The 13922-nt window shown below is 65.1% G+C and carries 12 protein-coding genes; 3 read left to right on the top strand and 9 right to left on the bottom strand.

Annotated features, from left to right (window positions below; all coding sequences use genetic code 11):
• Positions 1-46 precede the first annotated feature (46 nt).
• From ACP153_RS10250 to ACP153_RS10260, 3 genes are read right to left on the bottom strand one after another with little or no spacing between them, the layout of a single operon-like run.
• Complete coding sequence (locus ACP153_RS10250) at positions 47-1144, bottom strand: prenyltransferase/squalene oxidase repeat-containing protein (protein WP_424970893.1); 1098 nt, start codon at positions 1142-1144, stop codon at positions 47-49.
• 24 nt (positions 1145-1168) lie between these two features.
• Positions 1169-2818, bottom strand: coding sequence for a hypothetical protein (locus tag ACP153_RS10255; RefSeq protein ID WP_424970894.1), 1650 nt, complete (start codon positions 2816-2818; stop codon positions 1169-1171).
• Positions 2805-4001 carry a hypothetical protein gene (locus ACP153_RS10260; protein ID WP_424970895.1) on the bottom strand — a complete coding sequence of 399 codons (1197 nt, stop codon included), beginning with the start codon at positions 3999-4001 and terminating at the stop codon, positions 2805-2807. Before ACP153_RS10260 ends, ACP153_RS10255 begins: the two co-directional genes overlap by 14 nt.
• A gap of 688 nt (positions 4002-4689) precedes the next feature.
• Here ACP153_RS10260 and ACP153_RS10265 point away from each other — a divergent pair.
• Both ACP153_RS10265 and ACP153_RS10270 read left to right on the top strand, forming a co-directional pair.
• Positions 4690-5649, top strand: a complete 960-nt coding sequence (locus tag ACP153_RS10265) for a UDP-glucuronic acid decarboxylase family protein (RefSeq protein ID WP_424970896.1) — start codon at positions 4690-4692, stop codon at positions 5647-5649.
• Positions 5646-6500, top strand: a complete 855-nt coding sequence (locus ACP153_RS10270) for a glycosyltransferase family 2 protein (RefSeq protein ID WP_424970897.1) — start codon at positions 5646-5648, stop codon at positions 6498-6500. Before ACP153_RS10265 ends, ACP153_RS10270 begins: the two co-directional genes overlap by 4 nt.
• A 5-nt stretch (positions 6501-6505) precedes the next feature.
• On the opposite strand, the gene ACP153_RS10275 is transcribed toward ACP153_RS10270, so the two are convergent.
• The 6 genes from ACP153_RS10275 to ACP153_RS10300 form a co-directional block, all read right to left on the bottom strand.
• Positions 6506-7390 carry an isocitrate lyase/PEP mutase family protein gene (locus ACP153_RS10275; protein ID WP_424970898.1) on the bottom strand — a complete coding sequence of 295 codons (885 nt, stop codon included), beginning with the start codon at positions 7388-7390 and terminating at the stop codon, positions 6506-6508.
• 4 nt (positions 7391-7394) lie between these two features.
• Positions 7395-8669 carry a TRAP transporter large permease gene (locus ACP153_RS10280; RefSeq protein WP_424970899.1) on the bottom strand — a complete coding sequence of 425 codons (1275 nt, stop codon included), beginning with the start codon at positions 8667-8669 and terminating at the stop codon, positions 7395-7397.
• A complete protein-coding gene (locus ACP153_RS10285; protein ID WP_424970900.1) occupies positions 8666-9163 on the bottom strand; it encodes a TRAP transporter small permease in 498 nt (165 codons plus the stop codon). The genes ACP153_RS10280 and ACP153_RS10285 overlap by 4 nt, the downstream gene beginning before the upstream one ends.
• A gap of 62 nt (positions 9164-9225) precedes the next feature.
• Positions 9226-10218, bottom strand: coding sequence for a TRAP transporter substrate-binding protein DctP (gene dctP, locus ACP153_RS10290; RefSeq protein WP_424970901.1), 993 nt, complete (start codon positions 10216-10218; stop codon positions 9226-9228).
• An 81-nt stretch (positions 10219-10299) separates the two neighbouring features.
• The gene (locus tag ACP153_RS10295; RefSeq protein WP_424970902.1) at positions 10300-12084 is read right to left on the bottom strand and encodes a TRAP transporter permease; all 1785 of its coding nucleotides are present in this window, start codon (positions 12082-12084) and stop codon (positions 10300-10302) included.
• A gap of 12 nt (positions 12085-12096) precedes the next feature.
• Positions 12097-13053, bottom strand: a complete 957-nt coding sequence (locus tag ACP153_RS10300) for a TAXI family TRAP transporter solute-binding subunit (RefSeq protein ID WP_424970903.1) — start codon at positions 13051-13053, stop codon at positions 12097-12099.
• 163 nt (positions 13054-13216) lie between these two features.
• On the opposite strand from ACP153_RS10300, the gene ACP153_RS10305 reads away from it, so the two are divergent.
• Positions 13217-13921: an SGNH/GDSL hydrolase family protein gene (locus ACP153_RS10305; RefSeq protein WP_424970904.1), complete on the top strand. Its 705-nt coding sequence runs from the start codon at positions 13217-13219 to the stop codon at positions 13919-13921.
• Position 13922 lies beyond the last annotated feature (1 nt).

Below are 13922 nucleotides of genomic sequence, written 5' to 3' on the forward strand. Positions count from 1 at the left end.
AAGCCGATCGCATGAGGGCCCGCTGGGATCGCCCCCGGCGGGCCTTTTATGGGATGGGCGTAGCGGTTTCCGCCTGCTCTGCTTCGGCCTGCTGCGCCACGATGGCCAGCGCGCGCAAGGCGAAGGCGGTGGTGACCGTGTCGCTCTGCCAGGTGATGCGGCGCTGGATCTTGCCCAGCGCGCGCCCGGCCTCCATCTGGATCCAGGGGGTACCGGGCCAGCTCCCATCAGGGTTCTGAAACCTCAAAAGATGCGCGACGGCCCGGTCCTGCACCCCGACGGTCACATGCGGCGCCAAGCCGGCGAGCGCCATGGCCGTATCGAGCGGCACACTGTCCCAGGCGCCCCAGCCGCCATCGGGATGGACGCAGGCCGCCATCGCGGCGTGTCCGGCCTCGGCCGCTTGGTCCTGACCGGTCACCTCCATCAACTGGGCGCAGAGCGCGGTGCCATAGACCGGGCCTGCATACCAGGTGGCAGGCCAGCTCCCATCGGGCGCCTGGGCTGCGGCGATGGCAGCGGAGGCACGGGCGATCTCCGCCGCAAAGCGCGCCGCATCCATATCGTAGAGCCCGAGGAAGAACCGCGCGCAAACCTCCAGATCCACGGTATCGCCCCAATGCCAGCGCACCCCGCGGCGCATCCGTTTCAGGGCCTTGCGCGGCGCGTCCGGCGCAACGATCCAGGTCCGCAAGACCCCGTCCGGTTCCGCCCCGGCGAGGGCAACCCGGATCGGGTCCTCCACCAGCGGCAGATGCTCCGGCGCAGCGCGCGCAAAGAGGCGGATGGCCGCCCCAAGACTGTCGAGATCCGGTGGCAGCTCCGGCAGATCGGGAAAATAGCTCCACCCGCCCGGACGATCCGACAGCCGCGCCTGCGCCAGCCGATCCGCCTGCGCGCGGGCAATCTCGTGCCAGCTTGCGGCCTCCGCGCTGTCTTGGCAGAGCGCCACGTCGAGCAAGAGATCCGCGATCACAGCCGGGGCGAACTGGGTCGCCACCTGCTCGGCCTGCGCGCTTGAAAACCCCGCCCAGCGGGGAAAGCGCATCCGGTGATGGGCCTCGGGAAACCCCTCCGCCGCCTGATCTTTGAGAAAGGCGCTGGCCCGCGCAATCGCCGGGCCCAGCGCCTCAGTTTGAGTCATGCTGTTTGGCTCACAAGGTCCGGCTCACTGGGTCACGGTCAGCCCGTTGACGAGCGTGTGCGACGAGGTGCCATTGACCACGGTCACATCCCGCTGACCCGTGGGGGCCGCGTTGCCCACATCGAAGTTTGCCTGGATCTGCGTGTCGTTCAGGATCACCACGGAGTTCGTGGACACGCCAATCCCCGAGACATTCACCTGCAGGATCGCGGCACTCGGGTCGAAACAGCTGCCGTCGATATTCAGCACCCCGGCCTCTCCACGGGCGACCGAGTTCGGTGCCACGGCCGTGACCTCGAACCGGCGCACCTCGATCGCGTTGCCAAAGATCTCGTCAGAGGCAAGCGGCCGGGACAGGATCAGATCCCCCTGCCCCAGATCCGAGGTGCCGAGGATATCCACCGAGAGCTTGAGCTCCGTATCCGTGCTCGTCGGCTGGATCGAGATGCTGACCCCGGCGAGATTGGTGCTCACGGATGTCACCTGGGCCAGGTTCTGACCAAAGAGGCTGACCGAAACGTTGTTGGCCGGGCTCGCGAAGCCGCGGCAGAGCACGGTGGGCTCGACCGTGTTGACCACCGGTTTCAGCGACAGACCATCGAGGCAGCCGGGCTCGACCAGTGTCTCGAAGGTCAGCGTCCCCGCAGCCCCGGCGGCACCGAGCCCGCCCTCATTGGCGTTGGAGCCAGCCCCGAGGCCCGAGGGCGGGAAGCCCGGATTGCCGGTCTCGCCATTGGAGGCTGCGTCGCATTGGTTGGTCTTGAAGCCCGCTTGGCCACCGCCGCCCGGAAGACCGCCAAAGCCCCCCAGACCGCCGCTGCCTTCATTGCCGCCATCATTCACATAGGTGAACTTGCCGTTCACGAAGATGCCCGAGGCGATCACATCGGCGCTGGACGCCACGATGATATTCCCCGCATCGCCGCCATCGCCGCCCTGACCGCCCTGGCCGCCATCGCCACCGCTGCCGCCATCGCCACCATGGCCGGGCTGGCGGTCGCAGCCTTCGCCGGGCCAGCTGTTATCGGACTGACCCTGACGGCCATTCATACCTTTGCCGCCCTTGCCGCCATTCTGGCCGCGCTGTCCGCGCCCGCCGACCTGCCCGTCGAAATCGATGATCAGATGACCATCCAGCCCTTCGAACACGACCTCCAGCGCGATGAGCACAAAATTCGGCGCAAAACGTCCATTTCGACCCTTCATGCCCGGATTGCCGTTGGTGCCGCTGCCGCCAGTGACGCCACCATTGCCCTGGCCCTGGTCCTGCCAATTGCCGAAATCCTGCCCGTCCGGCGCCTTGAGCGGGTTGGGAATGGGCTGGTCATCGACGATCAGGCGCTGGCGCCATGTGATGACATTCTTGTTGGTATACTGGTTGCCCGGATCCTCGGGCCCGCAGGGATTGAGGGTGATCGGCGCTCCGCCCCCCACCACCACAAGCTTGCGGCAGACGACCGTGTAGTCGCGGCAGTAATCGCCCTCATTGTCATCGCGTTTCTGCGGCTCGAAGATCAGCCGCCCATTGTTGAGAAACCGGATCTCGTCGCGGATGAAGCAACATTCATGGACCGGGAAATCCCCGGTGATAACCTCGGACTGGCGCGGATCGGCGCCGATAAGGGTGTCGATCTCCTGACGACAGCGGTCACAAACCAAATCAAGAACAGGCATGTTGTGTCTCCTCCGTGTATGTCTTGGGCGTTTTCTTGGGGGCTTCGGGCGCCACGAAAGGCGCCCAGTCTGGCAGATCGGGCAAGGCGATGCCGCGCGCGGCAAGGGTGGCGAGCGTGCGCTCGCGAAACCCCTGGAGATGGTCCAGCGCAGCCTCGACCTCGGCCCGTCCGACATCCGGTCCGGCGAGCAGCCATTGCATGTCTTCGACGAGATCGGGGCAGAGCCGTGCAAATTCCGGGCCCACCCGTTCGGAGGGGCGCAGGAAGTTCTCATCCCCACCCGCCGCCGCGCGGTCCGCGACCAGCGGCAGGCGGATGAGCGCATAGGCGTGAAAGCGCAGATAGAACATAGCCCCTGTCAGATCCCCGCCCGCGGCCAACTCCTCGGCGACGGCGATCCGCCAGTCGAGCTCCTCCCGCGCGGCGAAATAGCGATACTCCCAGCGGGTCATCTCCCGCATCGCTGCGGGCCAGTCCGGCTCGGGGAAGCGCGATGTCATGACCGCGTGGAACCGGCGCAGACGCGCGATCATCTCCGTCAGGTCCTCGTCGAGGCGCAGGGCGCGGGTCATGCCGAGGCTCTCGGAGCTGCCGAGCATCGCATCCACCCGGCGCAGGGTCTCGGTTGGTCGTGTGTAGACATTGGGGCAGAGCATCCCGAGCCCGTCGGCCAGCGCCGCGAGACAGGCGGAATGGCCCATATGCAGCCAGAAGAGCGCCACTGCGGGCGCATCCCAGCTCACGCCGATCTCGCGCACCGTGGCAAAGCCCATTTCCATCAGCCCGGCGATGCGGCGCGCGCGCAGCGCGGGCGTCTCGAAAAGCCGCGACAGCTCGGCCAACTGCCCCTCCAACGCGCCACTGCGGTCCTGCAGCACCCGAGAGCTCAGCACCCGGTGCGGGATCAAGCCCCGCACGGCGAGGGAGGGCAAGTCGTCGAAATAGCTCCGGGGCACCCACATGACATCCACCCGGCGTTCGCCCGGGATCTCCAGCCGCTCGGGCAGAAAGTCATCCGGCGCGCCGATGGTCAGCAGGTCGATATCGGAGTTTTTAGGAACGTCGCGATCTATGGGAGGGTCCCGCACCAGGATCCCGTCGGCGCGATCGGCCAGGCGATCTTTGGCGGCGGCAAAACAGGACTCAAGCGGTCCAGACTCGGTGGACGCATCAAAACGCATTCGAACCTCAAATCGCCGATTAAAAAACGCGCAGCATTAAAAAACGCAACGTTCGGCAAATAGAAACAATATCTTGAAATCTACCACGTTGACGCCAATGCGACAAGGATAGGGGCAATCCCTCGGCGCATCTTCGCCGAAAAGCTGAGTGGCTTGGGGTCAAACCTCGGGACGCGTGCCGGGGAAAAGATGGTCCGAGGGCAACCTATCCGACAGCGCTTTCCACGGGTTACCACTGCGTGATATGAGCAGCGCTTACGCTTGCCAAACGTCCTGTGATCTCCAGAAAATCGGGGAAAACCAGAATAAAAAGCAATTTTTAAAGCCTTCGACATGGATCGCAGAGCATCTCACCGCGCCGAACGGCGCGCCGTCTGCAGCCCTCCAGATCAAAGTGCTTTGAGCCCCAAGCAGGAAAACCGCACCTTCCTCGTATTGCACGATGTTCCTGAGGTATTTCCAAGGATCAGCAATACCTCGACCCCCTTTCCCATGCGAAAAAATCAGCAACAACAATTGGATACGCCACATGCCCTCAATTAATTTCACACGCGATATTAAATAAAGATCGCGGCCACCGAAATAAATAGACCCACCCTATGGCTCAATCACAAAACCTATGAATAGAATTGGCAGGTCGAGGGAACTTCTGAAACGATTTTATTAAATCAAGGGTATCGCTGAGCAGATGCGCGTGTTGGTGACCGGTGGCGCCGGTTTTTTGGGGAGCCATATGTGCCGGGCCCTATTGGGGCGCGGGCATCGTGTTCTGGCGATGGACAACCTGCTGACCGGGCGCATGGAAACGATCCATGACTTGCTGGATCACCGGGATTTCGCCTTTCGGAAATGGGACGTCTCCCTGCCCTATGAGGTCGAGGCGGACGTGATTTTCAACATGGCTTCTGCCGCCTCACCGCGGAAATACCAGATCGATCCGGTCCACACGATGCGGACCAATGTGATGGGCGCGGACCACGCTCTCCGGGTCGCCCAGACTTGCGGCGCGGTGATGATCCAGGCCTCCACCTCCGAGGTTTATGGCGATCCGGACTGCCATCCGCAGCCGGAAACCTGCTTGGGACAGATTGATCCTGCGAGCCCGCGGGCCTGCTACACGGAAGGAAAGCGCGCCGCCGAGACCCTGTGCTTTGACTACCAGCGCAAGCACAGCACACGGGTCAAGGTCGCGCGTCTCTTCAATACTTACGGCCCCGCCATGGCCATCGATGATGGGCGCGTGGTGAGCAACTTCCTCGTGGCAGCCTTGCGAAGCGCGCCCCTCACGCTCCACGGCGATGGCGCGCAGACCCGCAGCTTCTGCTATGTCAGCGACACGGTGGCGGCGATGCTGGCCCTGATGGAAAGCGGCGACGCCCAAACCGGGCCCTACAACATCGGCAATCCTGGCGAGATCTCCATGCGCGATCTGGCGGAGAAGATCCGAGACCTCACCGGCTCGCAAAGCCCGCTGGTGAACGAGCCCCCCGTCACGGATGATCCGCAGCGGCGCTGCCCCGATATCTCCCGGGCGGAGGCGGATCTGAACTGGGCGCCCCGCGTGTCACTCGAGGACGGGCTTCGCCACACATTGGAGGATATCCGGACACGGCTGGCAAAGCTCGAAGGACAGGGCACGGGCTCATGATTTCGGTGATCATCCCCTGCCACAATGAGGAACTGGTTCTCGGCGCACTCCTGAGCTCGCTCGCCGGGCAAAGCGGTCTGCCGAGGGCGCATGGCAGCGAGATCATCGTCGTCGCCAATGCCTGCAGCGACAAGACCTGTGCCGTGGCGGAGGCCGCGCGCCCGCAGCTGGAACAGGCGGGCTACACTCTGCAGGTGATAGATCTGCCCGAGCCGGGCAAGGCGCGCGCGCTCAACATCGCCGATGGGCGCGCAAGGTTCGCGCCCCGGCTCTATGTGGATGCCGATGTCACCTTGGGGGCGGAGGTGCTGGCTCAGCTTCGTCCGCTTTTGCTCAGTGACGCACCCGTCTATTGCAGCGCGAGGATCGAAATTGCCCCGGCACGCAGCTGGGTCAGCCGGGCCTATGGCCGTTTCATGCTGGCCATGCCCTTCGTGCGCGACGGCGTGCCGGGCATGGGGCTATACGGGGTGTCGGCCCCGGCGCGCGGACGTTGGGGCGCCTTTCCGATCATCCATTCAGATGACCGCTTCGTGCGACTGCAATTCACGCCTGCGGAACGGCGCAAGGTGCCCGCCCCCTATCGCTGGCCCGTGCCGGATGGGCTCGTCAACTTGATCAAGGTGCGGCTGCGCTGGAACGAGGGGAACCGCGAGTTCACCCGTCTCTACCCCGAGCTTCTGATCAATGACGGCGCCCGCAATGACCTGCGCGCAGCGCTTCGGACCGTGATCTCCCACCCGGTCGACGGGATCGCCTATATCAGCGTCTTCATCAGCACCGCGATCTGGGCGCAGTTCAAGCGCAGGGACAGCGCGGTGGTCTGGCGACGGGGTCGACCCATGGCCTGAGCCCGCTAGCCCTTGTCGCGCCGAGCCGAGGCGTAGCGTTCGGAGGCGTCATAATAGGCGTCAAACCCGATCCGCTCGCGCAGTTCGACAAAATCCATCAGGTCCGGGCGCGCATCCGAGCGCATGCTGCGCAAGGTGCCAACCATGGCCTGCATCGCCGCCGCCATGAGCGACAGGGGATAGGCTGCGATCGCGTAGCCGATATCGTGCAACTCCGCATTGGACAGGTCCGGCGTATCGCCGCCTTCGACGATATTGGCCATCTTGGGGCCCGGCAGCGCGCTGCACACCTCGCGCATTTCCGCTTCGCTGCGCGGGGCCTCGACAAAGAGGATATCCGCCCCGAGCTCTGCGAATTTCGCAGCCCGGTCGATGGCTTCGGCCAGCCCGTGCTCATGCCGGGCATCGGTCCGCGCGAGGATCAGGATATCGCCACCCGCTTCGCGCAAGGCCTCGCGCTCATCCAAGGCGGCGCGGATCCGGTCAAACGCCTCGTCGCGCCCAACCACCGCCTTGCCCGGGGTGTGACCACAGCGTTTCGGCGCGAGCTGATCCTCGATCATCACCGACGCGCAGCCCGCCTTGGCAAAGCCCGCCACCGTCCGGCGCACATTCATCGCATTGCCATAGCCCGTATCCCCATCCCCGATCAGCGGGATCGGGATCGCATCGGCAATGTTGCGCGCCTGATCCACCACCTCGCCATAGCTCATCAGCCCCAGATCCGGCGCGCCGATCCGGCTGGCCGAGGCGGCAAAACCCGACATGAAGGTCAGGTCATACCCCTCCTGCGCGATCAGCTTGGCCGAGAGCGCATCGAAACAGCAGGGCATCACATGGCAGCGGTCCTGCGCCAGCAAGGCGCGCAGGGTTTGAGCGGGGGTCGTCATCGGGTCACCATTTAAAAGGAATGTAGAGGGCGAGATCGGGCACCGCATAAAGGATCGCGACCGTCACCAGCATCAGCGCCAGAAAGGGCCAGACGCCCCGGGCCACATTGGACAGGGTCGTGCGCGCCACAGATTGGATCACATAGAGGTTCAGCCCCACGGGCGGCGTGATCAGCGCGCATTCCACCATGATGACCATGTAGATCCCGAACCAGATCGGATCGAAGCCGAGCCCCATGGCCGCCGGCAGCAGCACGGGCGTCATGATCAGGATCATCGAGAGCGCCTCGAAGACCAGCCCCATCAGAAGGAGCACCAGCGAGACCACGATGATGAACATGATCGGCCCGTCAATCACCTGCGCGAGGAAGGCCGAGATGTCTTGCGGGATCCGGTAAAGCGCGATGGCCTTACCGAACACCTTCGCCCCGGCCACGATCAGCAGGATCGCGGCGGTGGTGATCGCGCTTTCGCGGATCGCCTCCCAGAAACTCGCCCAGGTCAGCGTGCGCAGCCAGAGTGTCGTGATCAGCAGGGCTGCGGCAAAGCCTACGGCGGCGGCCTCGGTCGGGGTAAAGGCCCCGGAATAGAGCCCGACGATCACCAGCGCCGCGAGCGCCACCGAAGGCAGGGCACGTTTCGAGGCCGCGATCCGCTCAGCCGTGGTGGCCTTGGGCACCGGCGTGTAATGCCCCGAGAGGCGCGCATGGAGCATCGCAAAGAGCACAAAGAGCGTGACCAGCACCAGACCCGGCCCGATCCCCGCGAGAAAGAGCGCGATCACCGATTGCTCGGTCACGAACCCGTAGACGATCATCGGGATCGAGGGCGGGATCAGGATCCCGAGGGTCCCCCCGGCGGCAAGCAACCCGTAGACAAAGCGTTTCTCATAGCCGCGATTGATCATCTCGGGGATGGCCACGGTCCCGATGGTGGCCGCCGTCGCCACCGAAGAGCCCGAGATCGCCGCGAACAGCGCACAGCTCAGGATCGTTGCAACGGCCAGCCCGCCGGGCCAATGCCCGACCCAGGCCTGCACGGCGGCAAAGAGATCCCGCCCCACTCCGCCCTTCAGCAGCAGGTTCGACATGAGCAGAAACAGCGGCACCGCCAGCAGGATAAACCCGTCCAGCGTCGACAGGATCGATTGCGGCGCCATCAGGGGCGAGAAGCCGCCAAGGATCAGCATGGCCAACCCCATGCCGCCCAGGGCAAAGGCCACAGGCACGCCCAACAGCAACAGCACAAAGAGCGCCACGAGGATCAGGATAATGGTCATTCGTGGGTCGCTCCGAGGCTGGCCGCATCCCCGTGGCGCATCCGGATAAGCTCCACCACCGCCTGCGCGGTCAGGAGGCCAAAGCCCAGAGGCACCGAGGCCTCCGCGATCCAGACCGGCAGGTTCAGGAGGGAGCCCGTGGTCCGCCCGCGCTCAAAACTGTCGTAGAAAATGTCGAACCCGTAGATGGTCACGATCCCCGAAAACAGGATCACCACCACCAGGGCCACCATCGCGCAGAGCTTCTGCGCCGCAGGCGGCAGCAGGCTGGTGACCGCGTTCACGGTGATATGGCGCCGCAAGGTGAGCAGATGCGCCATGGCCAAAAGGCAGCCCCAGATCAGGCAGAGCTGGCTGAGCTCCGCCGCCCAGATCGTTGGTTTGACAAAGAAATAGCGCGCCACGACCTCGTAGGTCAGCATCACGCCAGTGGCGGCCATCAGCACCGCGCCCAGAAGGCAGGCGAGCCGGGAAACAGAGCTTATCAGGGACATGGAGACACCGTTCGGACGGCCCCGAAGGACCGTCCGGTCTTGGATTTGGCAGGATTATGCGATCAGGAGCCGGAGCCGACCCCCAGCGCGTCGAGGATCTTCTGACCCGCATCGCCCGTGGCCGCGAGATAGCCGTCATAGACCGGCTGAGCTACGGATTGCCATTTGGCGAGCTCCTCATCAGTGAGCTCGACGATGTTCATGCCATTGGCCTCTGCGGCGGCATAGGCCTCGGCCTCGATCGCGGCCATGCGGTCGCGCACATCGTCCTGAGCCACCTTGGCGGCGGCATTGATATGGCCCTGGGTTTCAGCGTCGAGCCCGGCCCACCAATCGCTGTTCACCACCACGACGAACTCGATATTCGCGTGGTTGGTCTTGGTGATCGTGTCCATCACCTCCCAGAGCTTGCGAGATTTCACACCGGACACGCCCGTCATGCCCACATCCACCGTGCCACGCTGATAGGCGAGGTACTGCTCCGAGCCGGAGATCAGCGTCGGCGCACCCCCGGCAGCGGTCACAAAATCACCGAGCGTCTTGCCGAAAACGCGGGCCTTCTTGCCCTCCATATCCGCAGGCGTGCGGATCGGGCCGTCCTGGCTGAGCAGGATCGCGCCGCCATAGGCCTGCCAATAGAGGACCTCGCCGCCGGTCTTGGCGATCTCGGTCTCCAGCACCTCGCGCACGGGCGAGCCTTCGGCCACAGCCGCGCGGACCTTGTCCTCGGTATTGAAGAGGAACGGCATGTAGAACACGTCCACCACGGGCGCATCGCCCACATAGCGCGTCAGGGATGCGACGCCCGCTTCAATCGCACCGGACCCCACGGCCGCTGGCACTTCCTTGTCCTTGTAGAGTGTGGCGCTGTCATAGATCTCCACGTCGATCTTGCCGCCGGTGCGTTCCTCGACCTCCTTCTCGAACAGGGTCAGGTTCTCGCCCAGATGGCTGGTCAGCGGCAGCTGCAGCGAGATCCGCATCTTCTCGGCAGAGATCGCCGCCGAACCCAGTACGGACGCGCACGCGGCCAAGATCAGGGTATTCCTCAACATGACATTCCTCCCAGTCGTCATTTATGTGGGGCTGCCCATGACATTACGTCGCGGCGGGGATTTGGCAACCGCTCCCTTGTGTTAAAGCCAGAGCCCCGCGAAACACAGCGATGTCCCCAGCCCTCCCAGAGCGATCCGTCGCCACCAGGGCCCGCGCCCGATCAGCCCGCGGGAGATCCCGCCCAGCCCCAGCCCGACCATCCCCATGGCCAAGAGCGCCGCAAAGGGCGCGGTCGAGAGCTGGATCAGCGCCTCATTGGCGATCATCGCCAGAGGGATCACGTAGAGCCCGACGCCCAGCGCCATGGCCGTGAGCGCCACGCGCAACCAGTTCTCCTGCACCATGCCCGAGGCGATGAAGACCGCGCCACAGACCGGTGGGGTGATGGTCGACAAGAGCGCGAACCAGAAGACAAAGAGATGCGCCTGCAAGGGCTCCAGCCCCAGTTCAATCAGGGCAGGCCCGGCCACGGAGACGCAGATGACGTAAGCCGCCGTCGTCGGCACCTCCATCCCCAGCAGAAGGCAGGCGAGCGCCGTCAGCAGCAGCGCGGGCCAGAGCGCCCCGCCCGAGCCCGACAGAATGACGGAGGTGATCTTCACCCCCAGCCCGGTGATCCCCAGCACACCGATGATGATCGAGGCGCAGATGATGATCGAGGCGATCATCGCCACCTGCCGCCCGGCATTGAGCATCGCATCGCCCAGCCGCGCGAAGCCCTGGGCTGGGTTCGGACGCAGGGTGATGTCCACGAAGAGGAGCGCAAGCCCGGTGAAGATCGCCAAGGCGGCTGCGTATTGCGGTGTGTAGCCCAAGGCGAACATCGCGAAAAGCAGGGTCGAGAAAGGTACGAGGAAGAAGGCCGAAGTGATCAGCACCTGTTTGCGGGCCGGGCGGTCCTCCTCCGGGATGGGCTGCAGGTCAAAGCGCGAGGCGAAGGCGTTGAGCCCCTGCCAGACCGTCGCGAAATAGAGGATCGCGGGTAAGAGCGCGGCGAGCATGATCTCGGAATAGGGCACGCCCGTGAGCTCGACCATGACGAAGGCCCCGGCCCCCATGAGGGGCGGCATGATCTGCCCGCCCGACGAGGCCACGGCCTCCGTCGCCGCCGCAAGCCGCTTGGGATAACCGAGCTTGGTCATGGCCGGCAGGGTGATCGCCCCGGTGGAGGCGACATTGGCCGAGGCCGAGCCCGAGATCGACCCGAAGAGCGCCGAGGACAGGACCGAGACCTTGGCCGCCCCGCCCGTGAGCCGCCCCGCTGCAGCGGCGGCCACATTCATGAAGCCCTGCCCCGCCTCGCCCGCATTGAGCACCGCACCAAAGATCACAAAGATCGCAACAACCCCCACGGAGACGCCCGTGAGACTGCCCCAGAGCCCACCTTCAGCGGCGATCAGCGTGCCGAGAAAGCTCTGCAAAGGCGTGCCCGCATGGCCAAACTCACCGGGGATATGCTGCCCGAAAAGGCCATAGAGCAGCGCGGCCAGCGCCACCAGCGGCAGGGGCCAGCCGATGGCCCGCCGCGCGCCTTCCATGGCGACGCCGAGGAGCAGGATGGCAAGCCCCACCTGAAACTGGTTTTCGAGAAACCCATACTGGTTGCGCAGCATCTGGTGGTTGAGCGCCACCCAGAGGCACCCCGCGATCCCGAGCCCTGCAAGGATCGCGCCGCTGGCACGCGACACCGGTCCCGTGGCGGCAAAGAGGAAGACCCAAGGCAGGGTCAGCGCCATATGGAGCGGGCGGGCCACCAGATTGGGGACCAGCCCGTAGAAGATCAGCCCCAGATGGAACACCGCTGTCAGCGTGCCCAGCGCGATCCAGATCCGTCGCGCCGGGATCTCCCCGTCTGTGCCGATCATCGCCTTATGCGCTTACATATGCGCGTCGCTGAGGGCCGCGCCGATTTCCTTGTAATAGCGCAGGGCGCCGGGATGGATCTGGCTGGTGATATTGGCCAGCATCTCCACCGAGACCCCGTCCCACCACTTGGCGTCGCCCGCCATGTCGGCCTTGGTCTCCCAATAGGTCTTGGTCAGGGCATAGGCCGTGTCCTCATCCATCTTGGAAGTCGTATAGGCCACCACCGGCAGGGAGGTCGTGGTGATATCCGCGTCCTGCCCCGCATAGGTGCCCGCCGGGATGGTCAGCTCCGTCCGCTTGGAGGCGGCCACCTGATCCGGCGTGAGCGAGAGCACCTTGACGCCCGTGGAGGCCGCCGCCTCGATCACGTTGGGCGCGGGATAGGACCCTGCGGTTACGAAGCCGTCGATCTGGCCGTTCTTCAGCGCGTTCACCGCGTTGGAGAGCTCGCTATCGGCGATCTTCACATCGTCCTTCACACCAAAGAGATCGAGATACTTCGCCCCCTCCCGCGCGCCGAAAGAGCCGCTGCCGAGGAGGATGGTCTTGCCCGCCATCTCCTCAAAGCTGGTGACGCCGCTCTTTTCGGACATGACGAAATGCATGGTCAGGGACGGGATCGGAAAGAGCGCGCGGATCTCGTCAAAAGCCGGGTTGCCCTTACCCTCGAACATGGCGCGCCCGCCCTGGGCGAGGCCCACGAGCGCGGGCGGCGTGGTGAAGACATAATCGCCGCCGCGGGCGCGCACCTCCATCACGTTCTGCACGGAGCCCTGGCTTTCCTCGACCGTGACCGAGATCTCGCCGCTCGAGCCCTCCTTCATGGCCTCGGCGATCTGCACCGCCATCTGGAAATAGGATGAGCCCGCTTTGGCGGATTTGTAGGTGACCCGGGTCTCGGCCCAGGCCGCGCTGCTGAGCAGGCAGGCCGCCGCGGCGGTCACAGTCAGTGTCTTCAGAAATGTCATGATGATCCTCCCAAACGCATGGGCCAGACTGTTGCGCGCCGTCGGGGCAAGCGCAAGTCGAAGAACGCACGGGCTCGTGACTGCCACCGGGGCTGGGAGGACGGGCGTCGCGGCCTATCTGACAGACGGGCGCGCTGCTGCGTCCGCTGGAGGAGATCCCGTCATGACCGTCACAGTCTCGATCGCGTCGCGGATGGCCGGGCTCCGGGCGGCCTGTTTGAGCCTTGCGCTCGCGCTCATGGCCGCGCCGGGAGCCGTCGCGGCGGACCCGCGCATCCAGATCGTCGGCGACAGTGTCATGACCTGGAATGGCCGCAACGCGATCCCGGAGGTGATGGGCCGCATCCTCGGCGAGCCTGTGGACAATAACGCCCGCGCGGGTGCGCGCCTGACCCGCAGCAGCCTGATCGCGCGCTCGGTTCAAGCGCAGTTCCGACGAGGGAGCTGGGATTGGGTGGTCGTGAATGGCGGAGCGAATGACCTCAACCGCGATTGCGGCTGCAACCGCTGCGCCGCCGAGATCGCGGCGATGATCTCAGAAGACGGGCAGCGCGGCACCTGGCCCGATCTCGTGGCGCGACTGCAGGCGGGCGGGGCCGCGCGGGTGATGATCGTGGGCTATTATGGCCCCACCGGGCGCGGCGGGCGGACGGATCGCTGCGCCGATGAGCTGGCCATTGTCGACGCGCGGCTCGCCCAGCTTGCCGCCGCGCGGGCTGGCGTGCATTTCGTCGATGCCGACCCTGTCATGGGCCCGCGTACGCCGCAGTTCTTCTCATCCGACCTGATCCACCCGAACGCCCAGGGCTCCGCCGCAATCGGGGCTCTGATCGCCGAGACCATCGCCCGGATCGACCCTGCCCGCTAGG

The organism is Dinoroseobacter sp. S76 (assembly GCF_049801095.1).
Classification (GTDB): domain Bacteria; phylum Pseudomonadota; class Alphaproteobacteria; order Rhodobacterales; family Rhodobacteraceae; genus Dinoroseobacter.